This is a genomic window from Mangrovicoccus sp. HB161399, from assembly GCF_013184745.1.
Taxonomy (GTDB): Bacteria; Pseudomonadota; Alphaproteobacteria; order Rhodobacterales; family Rhodobacteraceae; genus Mangrovicoccus.
Map to the genome: position 1 here is coordinate 1 of NZ_JAATVU010000071.1, position 16,065 is coordinate 16,065.

The 16,065-nt window shown below is 52.8% G+C and carries 13 protein-coding genes and 1 pseudogene; 9 read left to right on the top strand and 5 right to left on the bottom strand.

Features of this window, described 5'->3' with window-relative positions; genetic code table 11:
• Positions 1–80 precede the first annotated feature (80 nt).
• The 5 genes and pseudogenes from HCC78_RS25755 to HCC78_RS25775 form a co-directional block, all read left to right on the top strand.
• Positions 81–311, top strand: a complete 231-nt coding sequence (locus tag HCC78_RS25755; RefSeq protein ID WP_172331650.1) for a DUF2188 domain-containing protein — start codon at positions 81–83, stop codon at positions 309–311.
• Positions 312–314: 3 nt separating this feature from the next.
• The gene (locus tag HCC78_RS25760) at positions 315–1,385 is read left to right on the top strand and encodes a DUF4917 family protein (RefSeq protein WP_172331651.1); all 1,071 of its coding nucleotides are present in this window, start codon (positions 315–317) and stop codon (positions 1,383–1,385) included.
• Positions 1,385–4,612 (top strand): type I restriction endonuclease subunit R, encoded by a 3,228-nt coding sequence (locus tag HCC78_RS25765; RefSeq protein ID WP_172331652.1) that lies wholly within the window; start codon positions 1,385–1,387, stop codon positions 4,610–4,612. The genes HCC78_RS25760 and HCC78_RS25765 overlap by 1 nt, the downstream gene beginning before the upstream one ends.
• A complete protein-coding gene (locus HCC78_RS25770; RefSeq protein WP_172331653.1) occupies positions 4,609–5,325 on the top strand; it encodes a M48 family metallopeptidase in 717 nt (238 codons plus the stop codon). The genes HCC78_RS25765 and HCC78_RS25770 overlap by 4 nt, the downstream gene beginning before the upstream one ends.
• A 302-nt stretch (positions 5,326–5,627) precedes the next feature.
• A pseudogene (locus tag HCC78_RS25775) lies at positions 5,628–5,774 on the top strand (IS256 family transposase); the annotation flags it as partial.
• Positions 5,775–5,818: 44 nt separating this feature from the next.
• On the opposite strand, the gene HCC78_RS25780 reads toward HCC78_RS25775, so the two are convergent.
• A complete protein-coding gene (locus HCC78_RS25780; RefSeq protein ID WP_172331654.1) occupies positions 5,819–5,995 on the bottom strand; it encodes a hypothetical protein in 177 nt (58 codons plus the stop codon).
• Positions 5,996–6,259: 264 nt separating this feature from the next.
• Here HCC78_RS25780 and HCC78_RS25785 point away from each other — a divergent pair, with 264 nt between their 5' ends.
• From HCC78_RS25785 to HCC78_RS25800, 4 genes are all read left to right on the top strand, one after another.
• The gene (locus HCC78_RS25785; RefSeq protein WP_172331655.1) at positions 6,260–7,813 is read left to right on the top strand and encodes a hypothetical protein; all 1,554 of its coding nucleotides are present in this window, start codon (positions 6,260–6,262) and stop codon (positions 7,811–7,813) included.
• A gap of 3 nt (positions 7,814–7,816) precedes the next feature.
• Positions 7,817–8,626, top strand: a complete 810-nt coding sequence (locus tag HCC78_RS25790; RefSeq protein ID WP_172331656.1) for an alpha/beta fold hydrolase — start codon at positions 7,817–7,819, stop codon at positions 8,624–8,626.
• Positions 8,627–8,637: 11 nt separating this feature from the next.
• The gene (locus HCC78_RS25795; protein WP_172331657.1) at positions 8,638–9,294 is read left to right on the top strand and encodes a hypothetical protein; all 657 of its coding nucleotides are present in this window, start codon (positions 8,638–8,640) and stop codon (positions 9,292–9,294) included.
• A gap of 228 nt (positions 9,295–9,522) precedes the next feature.
• The gene (locus HCC78_RS25800; protein ID WP_172331658.1) at positions 9,523–11,262 is read left to right on the top strand and encodes a hypothetical protein; all 1,740 of its coding nucleotides are present in this window, start codon (positions 9,523–9,525) and stop codon (positions 11,260–11,262) included.
• Here the strand turns inward: HCC78_RS25800 and HCC78_RS34990 are convergent.
• Genes HCC78_RS34990 through HCC78_RS25820 form a run of 4 tightly spaced genes read right to left on the bottom strand, consistent with a single transcriptional unit; the run spans position 11,244 to position 15,076 of the window.
• On the bottom strand, positions 11,244–11,924 hold the full coding sequence (locus HCC78_RS34990; RefSeq protein WP_172331659.1) for an SET domain-containing protein: 681 nt from the start codon (positions 11,922–11,924) through the stop codon (positions 11,244–11,246). The two genes, HCC78_RS25800 and HCC78_RS34990, sit on opposite strands and share 19 nt — an antisense overlap.
• Positions 11,925–11,927: 3 nt before the next feature.
• Positions 11,928–13,226, bottom strand: coding sequence for a peptide ligase PGM1-related protein (locus HCC78_RS34995; protein ID WP_172331660.1), 1,299 nt, complete (start codon positions 13,224–13,226; stop codon positions 11,928–11,930).
• 15 nt (positions 13,227–13,241) lie between these two features.
• Positions 13,242–13,973: a class I SAM-dependent methyltransferase gene (locus tag HCC78_RS25815; protein WP_172331661.1), complete on the bottom strand. Its 732-nt coding sequence runs from the start codon at positions 13,971–13,973 to the stop codon at positions 13,242–13,244.
• Positions 13,974–14,014: 41 nt separating this feature from the next.
• The gene (locus HCC78_RS25820) at positions 14,015–15,076 is read right to left on the bottom strand and encodes a lysine-2,3-aminomutase-like protein (RefSeq protein ID WP_172331662.1); all 1,062 of its coding nucleotides are present in this window, start codon (positions 15,074–15,076) and stop codon (positions 14,015–14,017) included.
• Positions 15,077–16,065 lie beyond the last annotated feature (989 nt).

Sequence of the window (16,065 nt, forward strand, 5' to 3'; positions counted from 1 at the left end):
ACGCGGGCTGATGCAGAAACTGCTGACGGGCGAATGGCGCGCACCCCTCGAGCCAACCCCAACCACCGAAGAGGCCTCACATGCCGGATAAGAAAGACTACTGGACTCAGCAACGCCCCGACGGGAAGTGGGAGTCGAAACGTGAGGGCGCAAAGCGTGCCAGCAAGGTCACCGATACGCAGGCCGAAGCTTGGGCGCACTCCCGCGAGAAGGCCACAGAGTCCAAGGGGGAAGCCTACCTAAAGGGCCGCGACGGCAAAATCCGAGAGCGGAACACCTATGGAAAAGACCCCCACCCGCCGAAAGGGTAAAGCATGGTAGAGTTCGTGACATTCGATGAAGCCATTGAGCATTCGGCGCAATTTAAGAAGCGGCACCTGTTGCTCGGCAACGGTTTCAGCATTGCCTGTCGTCCGAAGATCTTCACCTATGGCTCGCTGTTCGAGCAGGCCGATTTCTCCACCGCGCCCCGGTTGCCTGCGGTATTTGAAGCTGTCGGAACGACCGACTTCGAGCACGTCATCAAGTTGCTGGAGGACGCTTCACGTGTTGTCCCAATATACTCCAAGGAAGCAACCGCCGCTGCCGCTCAAATGGCTGCGGATGCCGAAGCTCTGAAAGATATCCTCATTCAGACGGTGGCAAATAACCATCCCAATATTCCGAATGAAATCAACGAGGAGCAATTCTGGGCTTGCCGCAGGTTCTTGGCTCATTTCCTAGGGGACACAAACAAGGACGGAAAGGTCTACACCCTAAACTACGACCTCCTACTATACTGGACCTTGATGCACGAGGACATGGGTTTCGACGATCCCATCAGCCTTGCTGCCAACGATGGCTTTGGCCGTGACGAGGACACGCAGCCGGAGTATGTGAACTGGATGGGCGAGAGCAGCGCTCACGGACAGCGCGTTCACTACCTTCACGGCGCTCTACACCTGTTTGATGCAGGTGCGGAGCTACAAAAATACACCTGGGTCAACACTGGAAAACCTCTGCTTGAGCAAGCTCGCGAGGCCATGGGCGTGCGCAAGTTCCCGCTTTTCGTCGCAGAGGGCAAAAGCAATCAGAAACTGGCCAAGATCAAGCACAGCGCTTACTTGCACCATTCATACAAGAGCTTCTCCTCGCAAATGGGTCAGAGGAATGATGCGCTCTTCATTTTTGGGCATAGCCTTGCCGAGAACGACCAGCACATCCTGAAGAAGATTGCCCGCGGAAAGATCGGGCAGATCTACGTCGGCCTCTATGGCGATCCCGATAGTGTCGGCAACAAGACGATCAGGTCGGCTGCGAACGCCCTTACTGTCTACCGTGGCGAACGTGTCCCGCTTTCCGTCGCATTCTTCGATGCCGCATCCGCCAAAGTGTGGGGGGCGTAATGGATCGAAGTCATGGGTTCGATCCCCGCGAGAAGCACCAGTCTCAGTTGCCAGCGCTGCAGTTGCTTGTTGCGCTTGGGTTCACCCCGATCTCACAGGAGGAGGCGCTTCGCCTGCGCGGCGGGCGGCGGCGGAACGTGGTGCTGGACGATGTGCTCGCCGAGCAGCTCATGCGCATCAACCGCTTCACGCATCGCGGCCGCGAGTACGGCTTCGACCTTGAGGACGCGCATGAGGCAATGCGGCGCCTGAAACCTACACCCGACCGTCTGAAGGGGATGCGGGGAACAAACCAAGACATCTACGACACCCTCGTCCTCGGTACGACGATCACGAAGTCCATCGACGGCGAATCGAAGAGCTACTCGTTCCGTTACATCGATTGGGAGCGGCCGGAGAACAACGTCTTCCACGTTACTGCCGAGTTCTCGGTCGAGAGGACCGCGTCGAGCCAGACCAAGCGCTGTGATATCGTCGTGTTCGTGAACGGCATCCCAATCCTGGTGATCGAGAACAAGCGGCCGACCGAGAGCCTGAAGAAGGCGGACAGCCAGCTGATTGGCTACCAGAACGAGGACAGCATCCCGCAGCTTTTCCACTTCGCGCAGCTGCTGATCGGCATGAACCGGAACGAGGCGCGCTATGCGACCGTCGGGACGCCGCGGAAGTTCTGGCAAACGTGGCGCGACGAGGAGGACACCGACGAGGCCATTGCATCCTTCGCGAACCGCGTCCTTACAGCAGCGGAAAAGGACGCCATCTTCTCCGGCGACTTCGTGGACGCACGCGCCTATTTCGACGCGGTGGTCGCGGAGGGCGACCGCGCGGTAACAGTTCAGGACAGGACGGTGTACGCGCTGTGCCGCCCGGAGCGGCTGCTTGATCTCATCCGCCGCTTCACCGTGTTTGACGGTGGCGTCCGCAAAGTCGCGCGCCATCAGCAGTTCTTTGGCATCCGGCGCGCGGTCGAAACGGTCAAGCAGCACGACCTGAGCGGCACACGCAAGGGCGGCGTGATCTGGCACACTCAGGGCTCGGGCAAGTCGCTGACGATGGTGATGCTGGGGCGCTCGCTCGCCTTGGAACGGAGCATCGAGAACCCGAGGATCATCATCGTCACCGACCGCGATGATCTCGACAAGCAGATCAAGGACACCTTCAAGTCCTGCGACCTCGAGCCGGTTCGCGCGACGAGCGGGTCTCACCTTCTCGAGCTCGCCCACAACAAGGCTCCGCTGGTCACCACGATCATCAATAAGTTCGATACGGCGCTGAAGAACAGCAAGCTGGCGGACGACGACCCGAACATCTTCGTTCTGGTGGACGAGAGCCACAGGACGCAGACGGGGCGCTACGGCGGCCACAGCCAATTTGCCGCCAAGATGCGGCGTCTCCTGCCCAAGGCCTGCTACCTCGGCTTCACCGGCACGCCCCTGCTGAAGAAGGAGAAGAACACGCTGTCGACCTTCGGGCGGCTGATCCACCGCTACGCCATCGACGAGGCGGTCGCCGACGGCGCCGTCGTGCCGCTGCTCTACGAGGGAAGACTTGTGGAGCAGCAGGTCTCGGGCACAGTGATCGACCGCTGGTTCGAGAAGATCAGCGAGGGGCTGACTGACAGCCAGAAGGCCGACCTCAAGCGCAAGTTCTCCCGGATGGACGCGTTGGCCAAGACCGACCAGGCCATCCGAGCAAAGGCGTTCGACATCTCCGAGCACTATCGCCAGCACTGGCAGGGGACTGGCTTCAAGGCACAGCTCGTTGCTCCTTCGAAGGCGGCGGCGGTCCGCTTCAAGGAGGTTCTCGATGAGATCGGCCACGTCTTGAGCGCGATCGTCATCTCCCCGCCGGACGAGAACGAAGGCAACGAGGAGGTCGACCAGGAGTCCAAGGACCTGGTGCGCCGCTTCTGGTCGCAAATGATGGCGCGGTACAAGACCGAGGACGAGTACAACCGGCAGATCATCGATGCCTTCAAGGGATCCAGCGATCCAGAGATCCTGATCGTCGTCTCCAAGCTGCTCACGGGCTTCGACGCACCTCGGAACACCGTACTTTACGTCTGCAAGTCCCTGAAGGAACACAATCTCCTGCAGGCGATTGCGCGGGTGAACCGGCTCTACGAGGACGGCGGAACGGAAAAGCAGTTCGGCTTCATCGTCGATTACGAGGGGCTGCTGGGTGAATTGGACAGCGCCCTGACGACGTACAGCGCCTTTGATGGCTACGAGGCGGCTGACATCGCCGGGACGGTGCACGATGTCCGCGAGGAGATCCGCAAGCTGCCCCAGCTGCACGACCAGCTCTGGGACCTCTTCAAGCCGGTGCGTAACAAGAAGGACATGGAGCAGTTCGAGCAGCACCTCGCCGACGAGGCGCTGCGCCATGAGTTCTACGCGCGCCTCAAGGCTTTCAGCCGGTGCCTGCACATCTCGCTCTCGTCGGACAAACTGTTCGATGTCTTCGACGAGGCCAAGGTCGATGCCCTGAAGCGGGACTGGAAGCAGTTCTCCGAGCTCAAGCGCTCGGTCCAGATCCGCTACCAGGAGACGGTCGATGTCCGCGAGTTCGAGCCGAAGATCCAGAAGCTCCTTGATGACCACGTCGTGGCAATGCCGGCGGAGACCATCATCGAGATGGTCAATATCAACGATCCCGACGCGCTGAAGGCAGTCGTCGAGGAGACGGGTGTTTCCGAAGCCTCGAGGGCCGATCGCATCGCCAGCGCGACCCGACGGGCGATCACCGAGAAGATGGATGAGGACCCGACGTTCTACAAAGAGTTCTCCGAGCTCCTCGAAGAGACCATCCGCGCCTATCGCGAGAAGCGGCTGTCCGAGCGCGAGTACCTGAACAGCGTCGTGAATCTCGCAAGCAAGGTCGCCCGCAAGGATCGGGGCCGAGATGTTCCGGAAAGCATCCGGGGCGATAAGGATGCACAGGCGTTCTTCGGGATCTTGGACGGTCAGCTGAAGACCGCAGGAGACGTGCTAGTCGGAGGCGAGGACGCTGCACATATCGCTCAACAGATCATCGACATCATCAAGTCGCACCTAATCGTGGACATCTGGTCGAACGAGGTCGCCCAGAACAATCTGCGGAATGTAATCGATGACTACTTCTTCGACGTCCTGCGCGACGAAAAGGGCGTCGACCTTTCCGTGGAGGTGCTCGACGAGCTCGAGAGGAAGATCATGGATCTCGCCCGGGCCAGGTTCGCGGCATGACGCGAGAGTTACACTGCCTGCAATACGGCGAGCAGGAAATCCGGTACGAGATCGTCCGCCGCCCGAGGAAAACACTTGAGATTGCCGTCGAGCCAGATGCGTCGGTGGTGATCGCAGCCCCGGAGGACGCAACGCTCGACGCTATTGAAGCCAAGCTACGGAAGCGCGCCGCTTGGGTGACGCGGCAGCAGAGGTACTTTTCGCAGTTCCTGCCGAGAACGCCGGAGCGCCGGTTCGTCGCCGGAGAAACGCATCTCTACCTCGGGCGCCAGTACCGGCTGAAGGTCGTCCCGCATGTGCAGGAGAGCGTGAAGCTGATTCGCGGCTTCATCGTCGTGCAGACGCACCGACCGACCAAGCCGGAAGTGACGCGCGAACTGGTCGAGGCATGGTACCGGGATCGAGCCCACATCAAGTTCCCGGAGCGGATCGAACTGTGTCTCGGCCACTTCCCGAACCCCGAGGCATTCCGGCCGAAAGGTCTCATCGTGCGTCAGACCCGGCAGAGGTGGGGGTCCATGTCGTCGGCCGGACGCCTGCTGCTGAACCGCCGCCTCGTGCAGGCGCCGGTCGACGCCATAGATTACGTGATCACCCACGAGCTCTGCCATGTGGCAGAGCCTCATCACGGGGTTACCTTCTTCGAGCTCCTCAACAAGGTGATGCCCGATTGGGAGCATCGGAAGCAAAGGCTCGAACGGGCCATGGCCTGAGAGCATTATCGGTTCATACTAAGCGGCGATCGCGTGAAAATACGCACTTCGCAGCAAGGACGCTCCTCCGGACGACGGCGCTCTCTACCGACTCTTTCGGATTCTTCCGCCGCCCCTTTCCGCCCTCACCATGTCCGGTAAGATTGCATTATAGGACACCGATGCAAAGGCCTCAATTGCGCGCCGCCAGCTCAAATCGGGCTCAACAAGGGCGAAGCCCACCACGGTGTTTTTCAAGGTTGTTGTCACCGGTGTCTATTTTCAGGCTGCGCACTCTCCTGACCCGGCCATGGGGCCGCCGCCGCAAGACCGGGCTCGCGATGGCCTTCCGCCTGATGATGTCGGCACAGGCGAAATGGCGGAAGCTCGACGGCCGCAACCGCCTGCCGGAGGTCATCAGCGGGGTTGAGTTCCGCGACGGCGTCCGCCAACTTCAAACCGCCGCCTGATCAAGCGTCACCAACTTTCGCGCATATCTCAAAATGCCCAAAAGCTACCACTTCATCATATGGTCAGAGAGTATCTGATTGTTCGAAATCATGGTTGCATCGTGGGCTTCGATCGCAGCGCGTAGAGCTTCAACTTTGCTCTGTGCTTCGGCAAACTCAGCTTTCAACTCAGAACGACGCGCGAGAGCGGATCGCATCTCTTCAGGCATTTGTTCGGACATGGTTATCTCCTTATTGGCAAACACGTTTAACTTGCCAGATGCGAAGGGTCGAAGCAAGCTGAAGTAGTGGCGATACGGAGCCAAGTACAAATGATAGAGTCTGTTTGGGCATTGCCCTACGACATGCGGTGCGAAGCGCTTAGTCAGTATGCGGATGCTTTGGCCAAACAGTTCCGCGCCCGTTACAGGTTCAACCTCCCGATGCGGTCTGGACCGGTGCTTGCTCACCACAGGAACCGAGCAATCGCCGAGGAGTACGCCAGTTTGACCAAACGAAAGGTAGTAACGACTAGACAGCCTCTAATCTCTGCGGTACGCGAACTAAAACCTGCTGTCGTAGTTGAAGCTTACGAAGACCTCGACACCGACCTGATCACGGCCATCACTGAACAATACGACGCCGACTTCGCCTCAGGTCTTGTCTTGGCACCAAGAGCTTTTTTGCGCCGACGAGCGTTGGTATGCTCAATTGCACGGCACACGCCGCCTAGCGCATTTCCCACCATAGCCGAAATATCTCCTACCGGTGAGGTGCGTAGAGAAACGCAGGCACCGACGCGTGATCTTGATAGTTCGGCACGAAAGGCTCGATTAACTTCGGTTCAAATGGGCGCAGATTTGCTCTCTTTGACTGGTCACTCAGATGGCTTCGATGCTGACCTGGGTCACGGCCTGGTCCTGTGTGGTGTGAACCCCGAGGCGCAAGATTGTAGCGTCGAACGAGCGCCCCGCTGTGTCCACACGGGACAATGTCACCGACATCAGATTGTACATGATGTGCCTGACGACCCCTGGAGCATCGGTCGGGCGGCTGCATCTGGAACCCTCGTTCCGGCAAGACTGCTCGTGGCGAAAGTGTTTACGTTCTACTCTTGCTGGGGAATCCTCCCAAACGCTCATTATTGCGATCCCAAGTGGGGTTTGATGGCAGAGATACTCTCTGGTTGCAGCGTCGGTACCGTGATCACAACTTGGAAGCAGGAGTTCATCGACGTAGAGGCAGCTAATGAGGCAAATCAGGCGCTCCAAGCAGGCCGATCGGTCGGGCAGGCCGCAGCAATATACAACCATCACTTGGGTGCCACGGCGAAAGGTAGTAGGGTTGTAGTGCTTGGTGATCCGGAAGCGCAACTCGCGCAAAACCCATCAATTACTTCGTCACATGTTCGACAATCAAATTCAAAATGTGAAAAAGCAATTGATTCTCCGTCCAATATTAATAGCTATTCCGATTTCTGGAAAATCTACAAACAAGTGACCAACCACAAAGTTCAGCCTCACAAGCAGATGGTTCAACGCATTGACAGCGGAAACCAGACCAATGAGACTGATGCAATAGCCAATTTTCTGCTGACGACAGGCACGCTTTTCTGTGAGAACTGGATCAAGTTCTGTGATGAACGATCTCTTCGGTCGTCATCCAGCCGTTGCGGGAACTGCGGTAGTGTCGCGACGAAGACGAGCGCTAGTTTTGGTCACTTAAACCAAATCTCAAGGGTGCTATTGAACTGTCCCAGTTGCTCGATCGTACAAGATTGCACACCCGACCTAGAAAATCACTGCCTTTCGTTTGACTGTGGTGAGTTGACCTTCTCTGACGGCACCGATGTCAATCACCTTGCAGCTTACATCTTTCTTGATCCCGTGCTGCCGAGAGAGCGTCTTGCTTTCGCACTGTCATCTGTGAATATCAATCAATCTATGAAAGCCGTATCAGAGAGCCTCGAACGACTTCAGGGCCTCGTCTATACATCCCTGCTTCTTCTAGATGGGAATAGACCTTCACTATTTGGCCTAATGCTGAAGGGGGGCAAATGAGCAATGAATATTTCCGAAAAAGAGATGTTCCATTTTCCGAACGCTGAAGGAGAACAAGCCGGCCGGCCACTCATACTCATACACGGCCTCGGCGGCTCAATGGCGTGCTTCAACGAAGCATTGAATTTCAGTTGGCGCGACAAGCCCCTCCTCATTATGGTCGACCTGCTTGGGGCCAGGTTCATGGAAAAGTGTAGAGATAACCATCTATCCTTTTCCCAGCAAGCAGACTGTCTTTGCAATCAAATTAGCGACCTGGGCCTGAATAGTTTCGATCTTCTTGGGCACTCCTACGGCGCAACATTGGGAACCTTAGTAGCAGCGAGGTCACCCAATTGTAGTTCCTTTATTAACGTTGAGGGTCATGTAACTGAATCGATGTTCGACTTTCTAAGAATAATAGAAAGGCGTTCCTTCCTTCCAGAGTATGAAAGATGGTTTGACGAGGATTTGATCAAGGGGGCGGGAGCGCTGGCGGCTGACAAGAATATCGGAGCAGAACGTTACGTTGAATCGCTTATGCGTTGGCAACCGGAAGTCTTTGCCTACTGTGCGAGAAGCTTGTTGGATTTCTGTGATCCAACGCGCGATGGCACCAATACAGTTCTCGAAGCGTTTTGCGCCCTTCAAGTTCCTGAGTTATACATAAACGGAAGTGAGAGCGTAAAAAATGAAGAGATCACAATGCTGCGTAAGCGCGGCATTCCGATTTCCTCTGTCTCCGGGTCACACCATTGGCCGATGATTGAGGCACCCGAGACCTTCTATAGAATTGTTTCCTGCTTTGTCCGAGAGCAAAGCATTCCAATTTGAGGATTAAGCCAATGAAACAAACAGAAGCAATAACGAACGATTCTCAACCGCACATTTTACCCTTTGTTGGTGGTAATGTGCGAGAGATGTCCGCTTGCCAAGCGATACTGGATGCGCTGGACAATAAACCAAGTGTAATGAAGGTATACTCTAATGGTCAACTGATGCAAAAGCCGGACTCGTTTTTACCTCTTCCCCATGAGGATGATGTGGCATACCAGCGTCGGCTTCGATCTATCTACGAGTGTAAGACATTTTTGATCTATATTTCGGGTATTGATGATCGCTTTGCCCCTGAGCATTTGGATTGGCTGCGTGGCTGCGTCAGAAGATTCCGGCCTAAATGTAGGCATTATGATCTGGAGTTATTCTTTGGGTGGTATCAAGCCACACCGGGTGGCGTGCACTCGGAGGCATGCTTTAATGCTCATCAAGTCATACTTGGCGCAAAAGCGATGCTCTTGTGGCGACCAGATTCACTTACTCCCAGCTCTGAAAAAACCATGAGGATAGACGAAGAGATCTATATTAACTCTGATGTGATCACACCACCTGACTGGCGCTTGCACGCATCCAGAGGGGACACTTTTGTTTGGCCCGAGAGATACTGGCACGTTGGGGAGTCCCCGACCATGAGCGCTGCAATTAATTTGGCGGCGTATCCGTAGACCGGTGTCGACGTTTGCCATGAAAAGTTGACAAGGATCGAAAATTCCAACGTGAGATGAATGGACTGGGAACCAATGGCTACACGTAGGTATCACGCTGTCTGGGCGAACTAGCGTAGCACAGGAGATTAACTTGCCACTTTGTAACTTAATACATCTACAAGCTCTCGTCTTAGCAACTGTATATTGGGGTGAGACAGTATGAGGGCATTACAAGAATTAATCAAAATGGAAATCCTTCATGAAGAGGAAGCTTCAGAGCGGATGCTTTCTCCTGAAGATGTCCAAAGGATCATCACACTAAACTATAGCTTGCCGCTTGATGAGCGTTTGGACACTTTTTCCTTCGAAACAAGCGAGTATTTACGGCGTGCGGTCGACACTTCGAGGCTGGAGGAAAATATACAATCAAACCCTCAGAATCAGCGAAGATTTGCATTATACCTGAACTCACTTGGGTACTTGCAAGTGAAAGCCGCAGGAAACTCACATTCGAGTTACCCATTCAATATAGTAACATGGCATCTTGGCGACTTTGCACTTCCCGAAGCGCTTGCTTCTAATGCGCAAGCGTCAATATTTAAGCTCAACAATGATGAGATGGTGGCGCAAGGTCTATATTTTAACGAATTGAAACGTGCAAACAACGCCGGTGTTCTCCATCACATCGTCGAAGGCTTGATTGATGCACTTGAGCATGTTGAGTCCGTAGTTTTCTATGTTGCAGATCGCATCTTTGCTTGCGCCGAGAGAATGAATAACTTGGTGGGGAGTAAACGCGGCATTGGTGAATTGGACGAACTCACAAAAAAACCTTTCACACTCTGGGGTTCTCACCACGTTCTGATCGTAGCGACGCTACACTCGTTATTTATTACGGGGAAATCAATAAAGTTCGAGGAATTCAATGGATGTAACCTATATGCATCAAGGGTGTACAGGCGTATTGCAGCGCTAAGATCTGACTATGAAACAGCGCTCGGCTTCGCACCTCAGAGTATATTAGCTTACTCTGACAGCCCCTTTTCTCTGGCACGTTCTGTAGCGCGCCTATCTGACCAACTTATTGGGCGCCGGTGGCTTCGGTATCGAAGAGTAAGCGGTTTGACACTTCAAAAATCAGAGAGGCTCATAAGGACAAGTGAAAGAACGCTAGGTCCGATATTTCGAAACGATATAAATCGAGTGTCTTCCGAATGGTCGGTTGATATCTCCAAAGATCAATCCGAGACGTCGCAATTCACAACGTTGGTAAATCATGCAATTGAGGCTCGTATTTCTAGCGGGAGCGGCAGCAAGCTTTCTGCGTTAATCCAGGTAGTACTTAAGTCTGCAATTTTTTGTACGAAGGCCGACTACTCGATGAGTAGTTCTTTAAGGGCGCCAGGCCTTTTGTGTCAGGACAGTACTTCAGACATTCAAGAAAATTTACATCAGCTTACACCAAAACACTTTTTTTGTGAGATCGCCTCATCATCGCATCTAGCAAATCAGAAGGCTGACCAATTAATACAAGACATATTCTCGCCAGTACAGAGGCGGATGGAGTTCAACAGATGGCACTTCGTCGTCGGCAATTTGCCAAGATCAGTGATCCATCGAAGTAGACACTATTTCTTTCCGCCGGTGCTCCCTGATATTTCGAACTATTCCAGCATGTCCCATGCAGCGCACAATAAGGCTGATGTCAGGTTTGCAATTCGCAGTCCTGGTCCTGATGTCTCTGAAGAGCCTCTTCTGCTGTTTGGTTTGCCCTACTGGGGTTTCTACGACTGTCGTGTTGTCCGTGTGTCTGGTGAACCTTTTACCGAAGAGGAATTAATTACTGTACGTGCGCACTCGCAAATGATTGGCGTCATATGGCGATTAGTCTCATCGCACCTGTCAAATGGCGTAGAACTCAGAACGATTGATGTTTTTACTGAGGCGCAGCCGGGCAATGGTGCAGTTCACATGTTGGATGGATAGTTCTTGAGTACCTTTTTAATTGCATGGGAGACGTTGTGTTTCGTTGACCATTTCATGCCCCATCTTGGACTTACATAGGATCGTGACACCTCAAGGATATGCTTAGGTGACCAAGAACCCACGCCCTTGCATCCAAGCAGTGTATTGCTTCGAAGATGCTCAGAGTGATGTGTTCGCATCAAAATATCAATATATTGCAGTGCTGAATGGCCAGCTACAGTAGAGAGTTCGGGTTTGGCGTTGGGATTGCGCTGTGAATGAATCAATCTACGGCAGCCATTCTGTCTGCAACGGCATAAGAAGCTCCAAGGAGACTCATGCGGAAAAGCCTCGTAGTCAATTGTAAGCTCTTCACCGGATGCAATTCTTCGAACTGTCACCCCAAAGCTCTGACCGAATTGAAGTACATTGGGCGTGCAGGAGTGGTTGAAAAATGCCGCTCCGCCGCAAGGTAGAAGGTCGCAGCCATTGCTAAGCGTGAGGCCAAATTCTTTCAGCGTATTTATGTCTGATCGGTTCAGGCGGGAGACTGAATACTTGGGAACCGCTAAACATGACTCGCACGGATACCAAACAATTGACAACGCGGGAATTTCTTGCTTTGAAAAAACTCCAACACCGGAAATCCGACTTCGTGTGACCGTTAGAGTCGATCGAAGCATGGGCTACATTCCAACAAGTGAAAACAATTCGGTCTCTACACTTGAGATTTCATCGAGACTTGAGCCAACGATCAGATACCGAAGGTGTCCATCGAACTTTATGGTATCGCTAACGAGTAAGATGCCCGAACTACAGTCACGAGAAAACTCGAATCCGTTTCGTCGAATAAGATTCGCGGCCGTCAAAAAGTCCATTGGTGTGACAAGTTGCTGTGCATCGGCCAACCAGCATGGTCCTGTCGAGAGGTTCGAACCACACAAACGCGCCAACAACTCATGAAGGTAGGTTCCGCCAGTCTTTCGGAAATTGGTTTCTGTGGCATAATAGCGATAATCTTCAGTAAGAAGGAAGTCTACGTCACAGATACCACGGTAACCATGTGAGTGTACATAGCGTCCAAATTCAAGAGTGTGTCGTTCCATTTCACGGGTCACTACTCTTGGAACTTGTGGTGGTGGAGCAACCATTCCCCGCCAAGAATTGTTTATGCACCTTTGATCACAATTATATAGCAGTTCGGGACCATCGTCAGAAACAACGATCTCTATACTTGGAGCGCCTATGATGTCAAAACAAGTCTCGACAACATATCGTTCATATTGTTCTGGCCAAACGAGCGACCTTTTTGTCAGTGCTTCCGCGGTACTCAACGGGTACCAGGTCGACCGGTCAAATAATGTGTTTCCGTATCCGTTGGAGCTCCTATCGAATTTGATCATAGCGCGTTTTTCAAAGGCCGGGTCGTTATCAATTATGTTGACAAGTTCCTCCTTGCCGCAGCACACCGCCCCATAAGGAATTGGAATATTTAGGAGTTTAGCTACTTCTCGAAATCCAGACTTCGAGTTCAGGCGATGGATCAACTCTAGGAGCCGATTATCCGGAAGATGTTCATAACCACAATGCTTTAGGCCATGCTCTTGGAGGTAGTTTATGGTACAATGGTCTTGCGCAAACGTAGATACTTCGCAGTCTGAAAATTTCTCACGAATCTCTAAAAGTCTGTTCTCTTCTTCCGTTCCTTTCATCCGATCAGAAAGCAGCTCTGTTTCTGGGCCAGGTGGGCATATACATTCGACTTCATTTCCGTCCAGTTCTAGAATCCTATTAGCATATTCTTGAAAATCACGAGGAACGGGTTTTGGACTGATTAGTGCATCACCGGCATGGCATAGCCAATATTTCCTATGGGCAACAGAAGCCAGTCCTCGCGAGTGAGACAAACTTGGGGCCGAAGTCATTAGCTGATTGACCGTGTTAGCCCAATGTACCTGGCAGCATCGTTCTGTACGTAACTTCATAGCTCGTGCAGAAGTCTATGCTGCGTTGGTTGCACGGATCGTTCCGTGACCTGCAAAAAACATTAATAGCTCCACATTCGTGAAACCAGCAGCCTTAAGCCATTCAAAATGTTGACTTAGCTTTGCGGGTTTATCAATTGGGTCAGGATTCGGATCGCCGTAGTGGTTCCAATCCAAGTCTTCAAAAGCTACGAAGGCGCGTTCATCGCCAAAAGTAACTTGTGATGCTTCGCGCACGGAACGGTTCCACTGTTCTTCAAAAATGATCCGATTGTCGGCTTGTTCGGGCTCAAATAGATCAGACAGTATGAATGATCCGCCTCGCCGAATTTTCCTTCCTAGGAATATGAAGAGTTCTCGTTTTCTCTCGTCACTTAGGTGGTGAACTGCGAGTGATGAAAGGACAATATGGGGAGCTGGGTACTCATGGAGAGACTCAAATTCTTGTAAATCAAATTTTGCAACGCTGGCCCGATCAGAAAAATCCCTTAACGCTGTCTTTGTCTCAATCAGCATTCGCTCAGAATTGTCTAGGGCAACTAGGGACACACTGTCATTCGATGCAAGAATGGCTTTGGACATCTCGCCTCCGCCGCAGCAAAGGTCATAGATGAATGGAGCATCATATTTTTTGCAAACGTCAATAATTGTACGGATAGTCTCTTCTCTCCTTGGCGCAAAGCACGCGCCGTACTTTATGAAGACTTCAGAGTCTTCGTCGTACCATTTCTCGCCATCATGGTTCATTTTCAAATTCTCCTGAACCGTCCCTTATTCGGAATAGGTATCTAAGTATCAATGTATGAATGTGAGTTACCTCTTGAGTCTTTGATTTTATACTGTGAGCCGGACTTCGTCTCTATGTAGCTCGATGAAATTGGGACTTTGCCGTGACCGCCTGGTAGGTCAAGCACATACTGTGGCAGAGTGAGTCCGGAGTTCTTTTGGCGGAGTTCTGAGAATATGCGCTGCCCCTCTTGAATCGATAATCGGAAGTGTTGCGTGCCAATTGCGAGGTCAGGGTGATGCAGGTAATATGGTTTTACTCGTGCCTTTGCTAATTGTTTAAATAGCCGACCTAAAGTTTCTGCGGAGTCGTTTATTGTGCGAAGTAGTACGGTTTGACTCAGTACTGGAACACCATTTGCGGTCAGCTGCGCTATAGCGTCTTTGACACGTTTTGTAAGCTCATCTGGGTGATTTATGTGTATCACGATATAGGTCGTTGGGCCCGAGTGAAGGGCAGAGATTAAATCATCAGTTATTCTTTCGGGTGCTACAGCGGGTACTCTCGTGTGAAAACGCGCGACAGCGATGTGATCGATCCTTCCAAGCTCATCAAGTAAAGCGGATAGTCGTCGGTTTGACAACGTAAGTGGGTCTCCGCCACTCAATATAACCTCCCAGATTTGACTATTCTGGCGAATGTACCTAAGCGCCACTTCTAGTTGTGCGCTGTCAAGGCCTCGTGTACCGGGTCCAACGGTCTCACGTCTGAAGCAAAATCGACAATAGACTGCACAGGTTTTAATTACATTCAAAAGTACTCGATCTTGGTAACGATGAACGATCCCGGGAACTGGAGAATGTGCAAGGTCGCCAATTGGGTCTTCAAGCTCTCGCTCGTTAACATTTAGTTCTTCGTGTGTAGGTATGTACTGTCTTGCAATTGGAGAATTGGGGCCATGCGCTCGGATCATTTCAATGATATGCGGCGTGAGGCCGATTGCATATTTGTCTGCAACGGCCTGGAGTTCAGGAGTGATACTGCTGTCAATTAATCCTAACTCTTGGAGGTCTCTAAGGGACTGTGCTGCCCGCGGCTTTCTTTGGGCTAGGTCTTCGGACATAGTTACTCCCTATCTATCTTTCAGTACTGAAACTTTGATGTGTAACGTGATCGTAACTGCTGTTTCATGTTTGGCAATCCTATGTCTTTGTTCATCGGCTTGGTCTGCTGGTGCACAACTACACGTGTGTGGGCCGGAGGATTGCGCGCAATCGTGCGGTTTTGGGGCCTGAGGCTTGCCCCGTGATGCAGCAGATTCGAGCTGACTGGATCACTTGCTTACTGTGGAGGGATTCCGTCGTCATTTCTATATGGTTGTAGTAGACGGCGCTCACTAGGCGGCGAGTGGGTTTTGATGCCGGTCGGTTGGTTTGATTGAACCGCCCCGGCTTGCCCGGAGGGTATTTCGTTCAACGCGTCATGCGACCGCATGGTGCAGCAGCCGGTCGAGCAGCGCTCGGGCCCCATTCCGCGGGCCTGTCCGGAATCCGCCGCGGCGCGCCCGGGTGCGGCCATGCCGCCCTCCTGCGCCCCGGACCTCGAAGCTGAGCGGCCCGCGATGCGCCCGGACAGCCCCACCCGGGCGCGCCGCAACAGGCCAATCCGGTGTCGATTAAAAATTGTGCACCCATGGAATTCATCCGTGATAATAAATAATCATTTACAGTCAATAACTTACCGAAAGGCGGCGCCTGCCGTGAGCCCGCGGGGGCAAAAAAATTCGGAGCCGTGTCATTTTCGGACAAGTTGTCCCTAGATTTGCACGCCCCGTCTTTGTTCGAATTGATTTCAGCACGAACCACGGGAGAATTCGAAAATGGCACCTAGGGAAATCCAGTTCCCGCCGCCCGCAAAATAGATAATCGCGAACCGGAAAAGATGATGTCCAGATAGCGTCCTCTTCCGGTTCTCCGGCCAGATTCCACCCTCCATGGAAAAATAGAATCCGCACTCCGGAGTGCGGAAGCAAGCCCTTATTTTTTCATGGGAAGAACGCGAGGGAAACGAGAATGAGAAATGAAATGCCTCCTGAAACAATGGCCAGAGCCA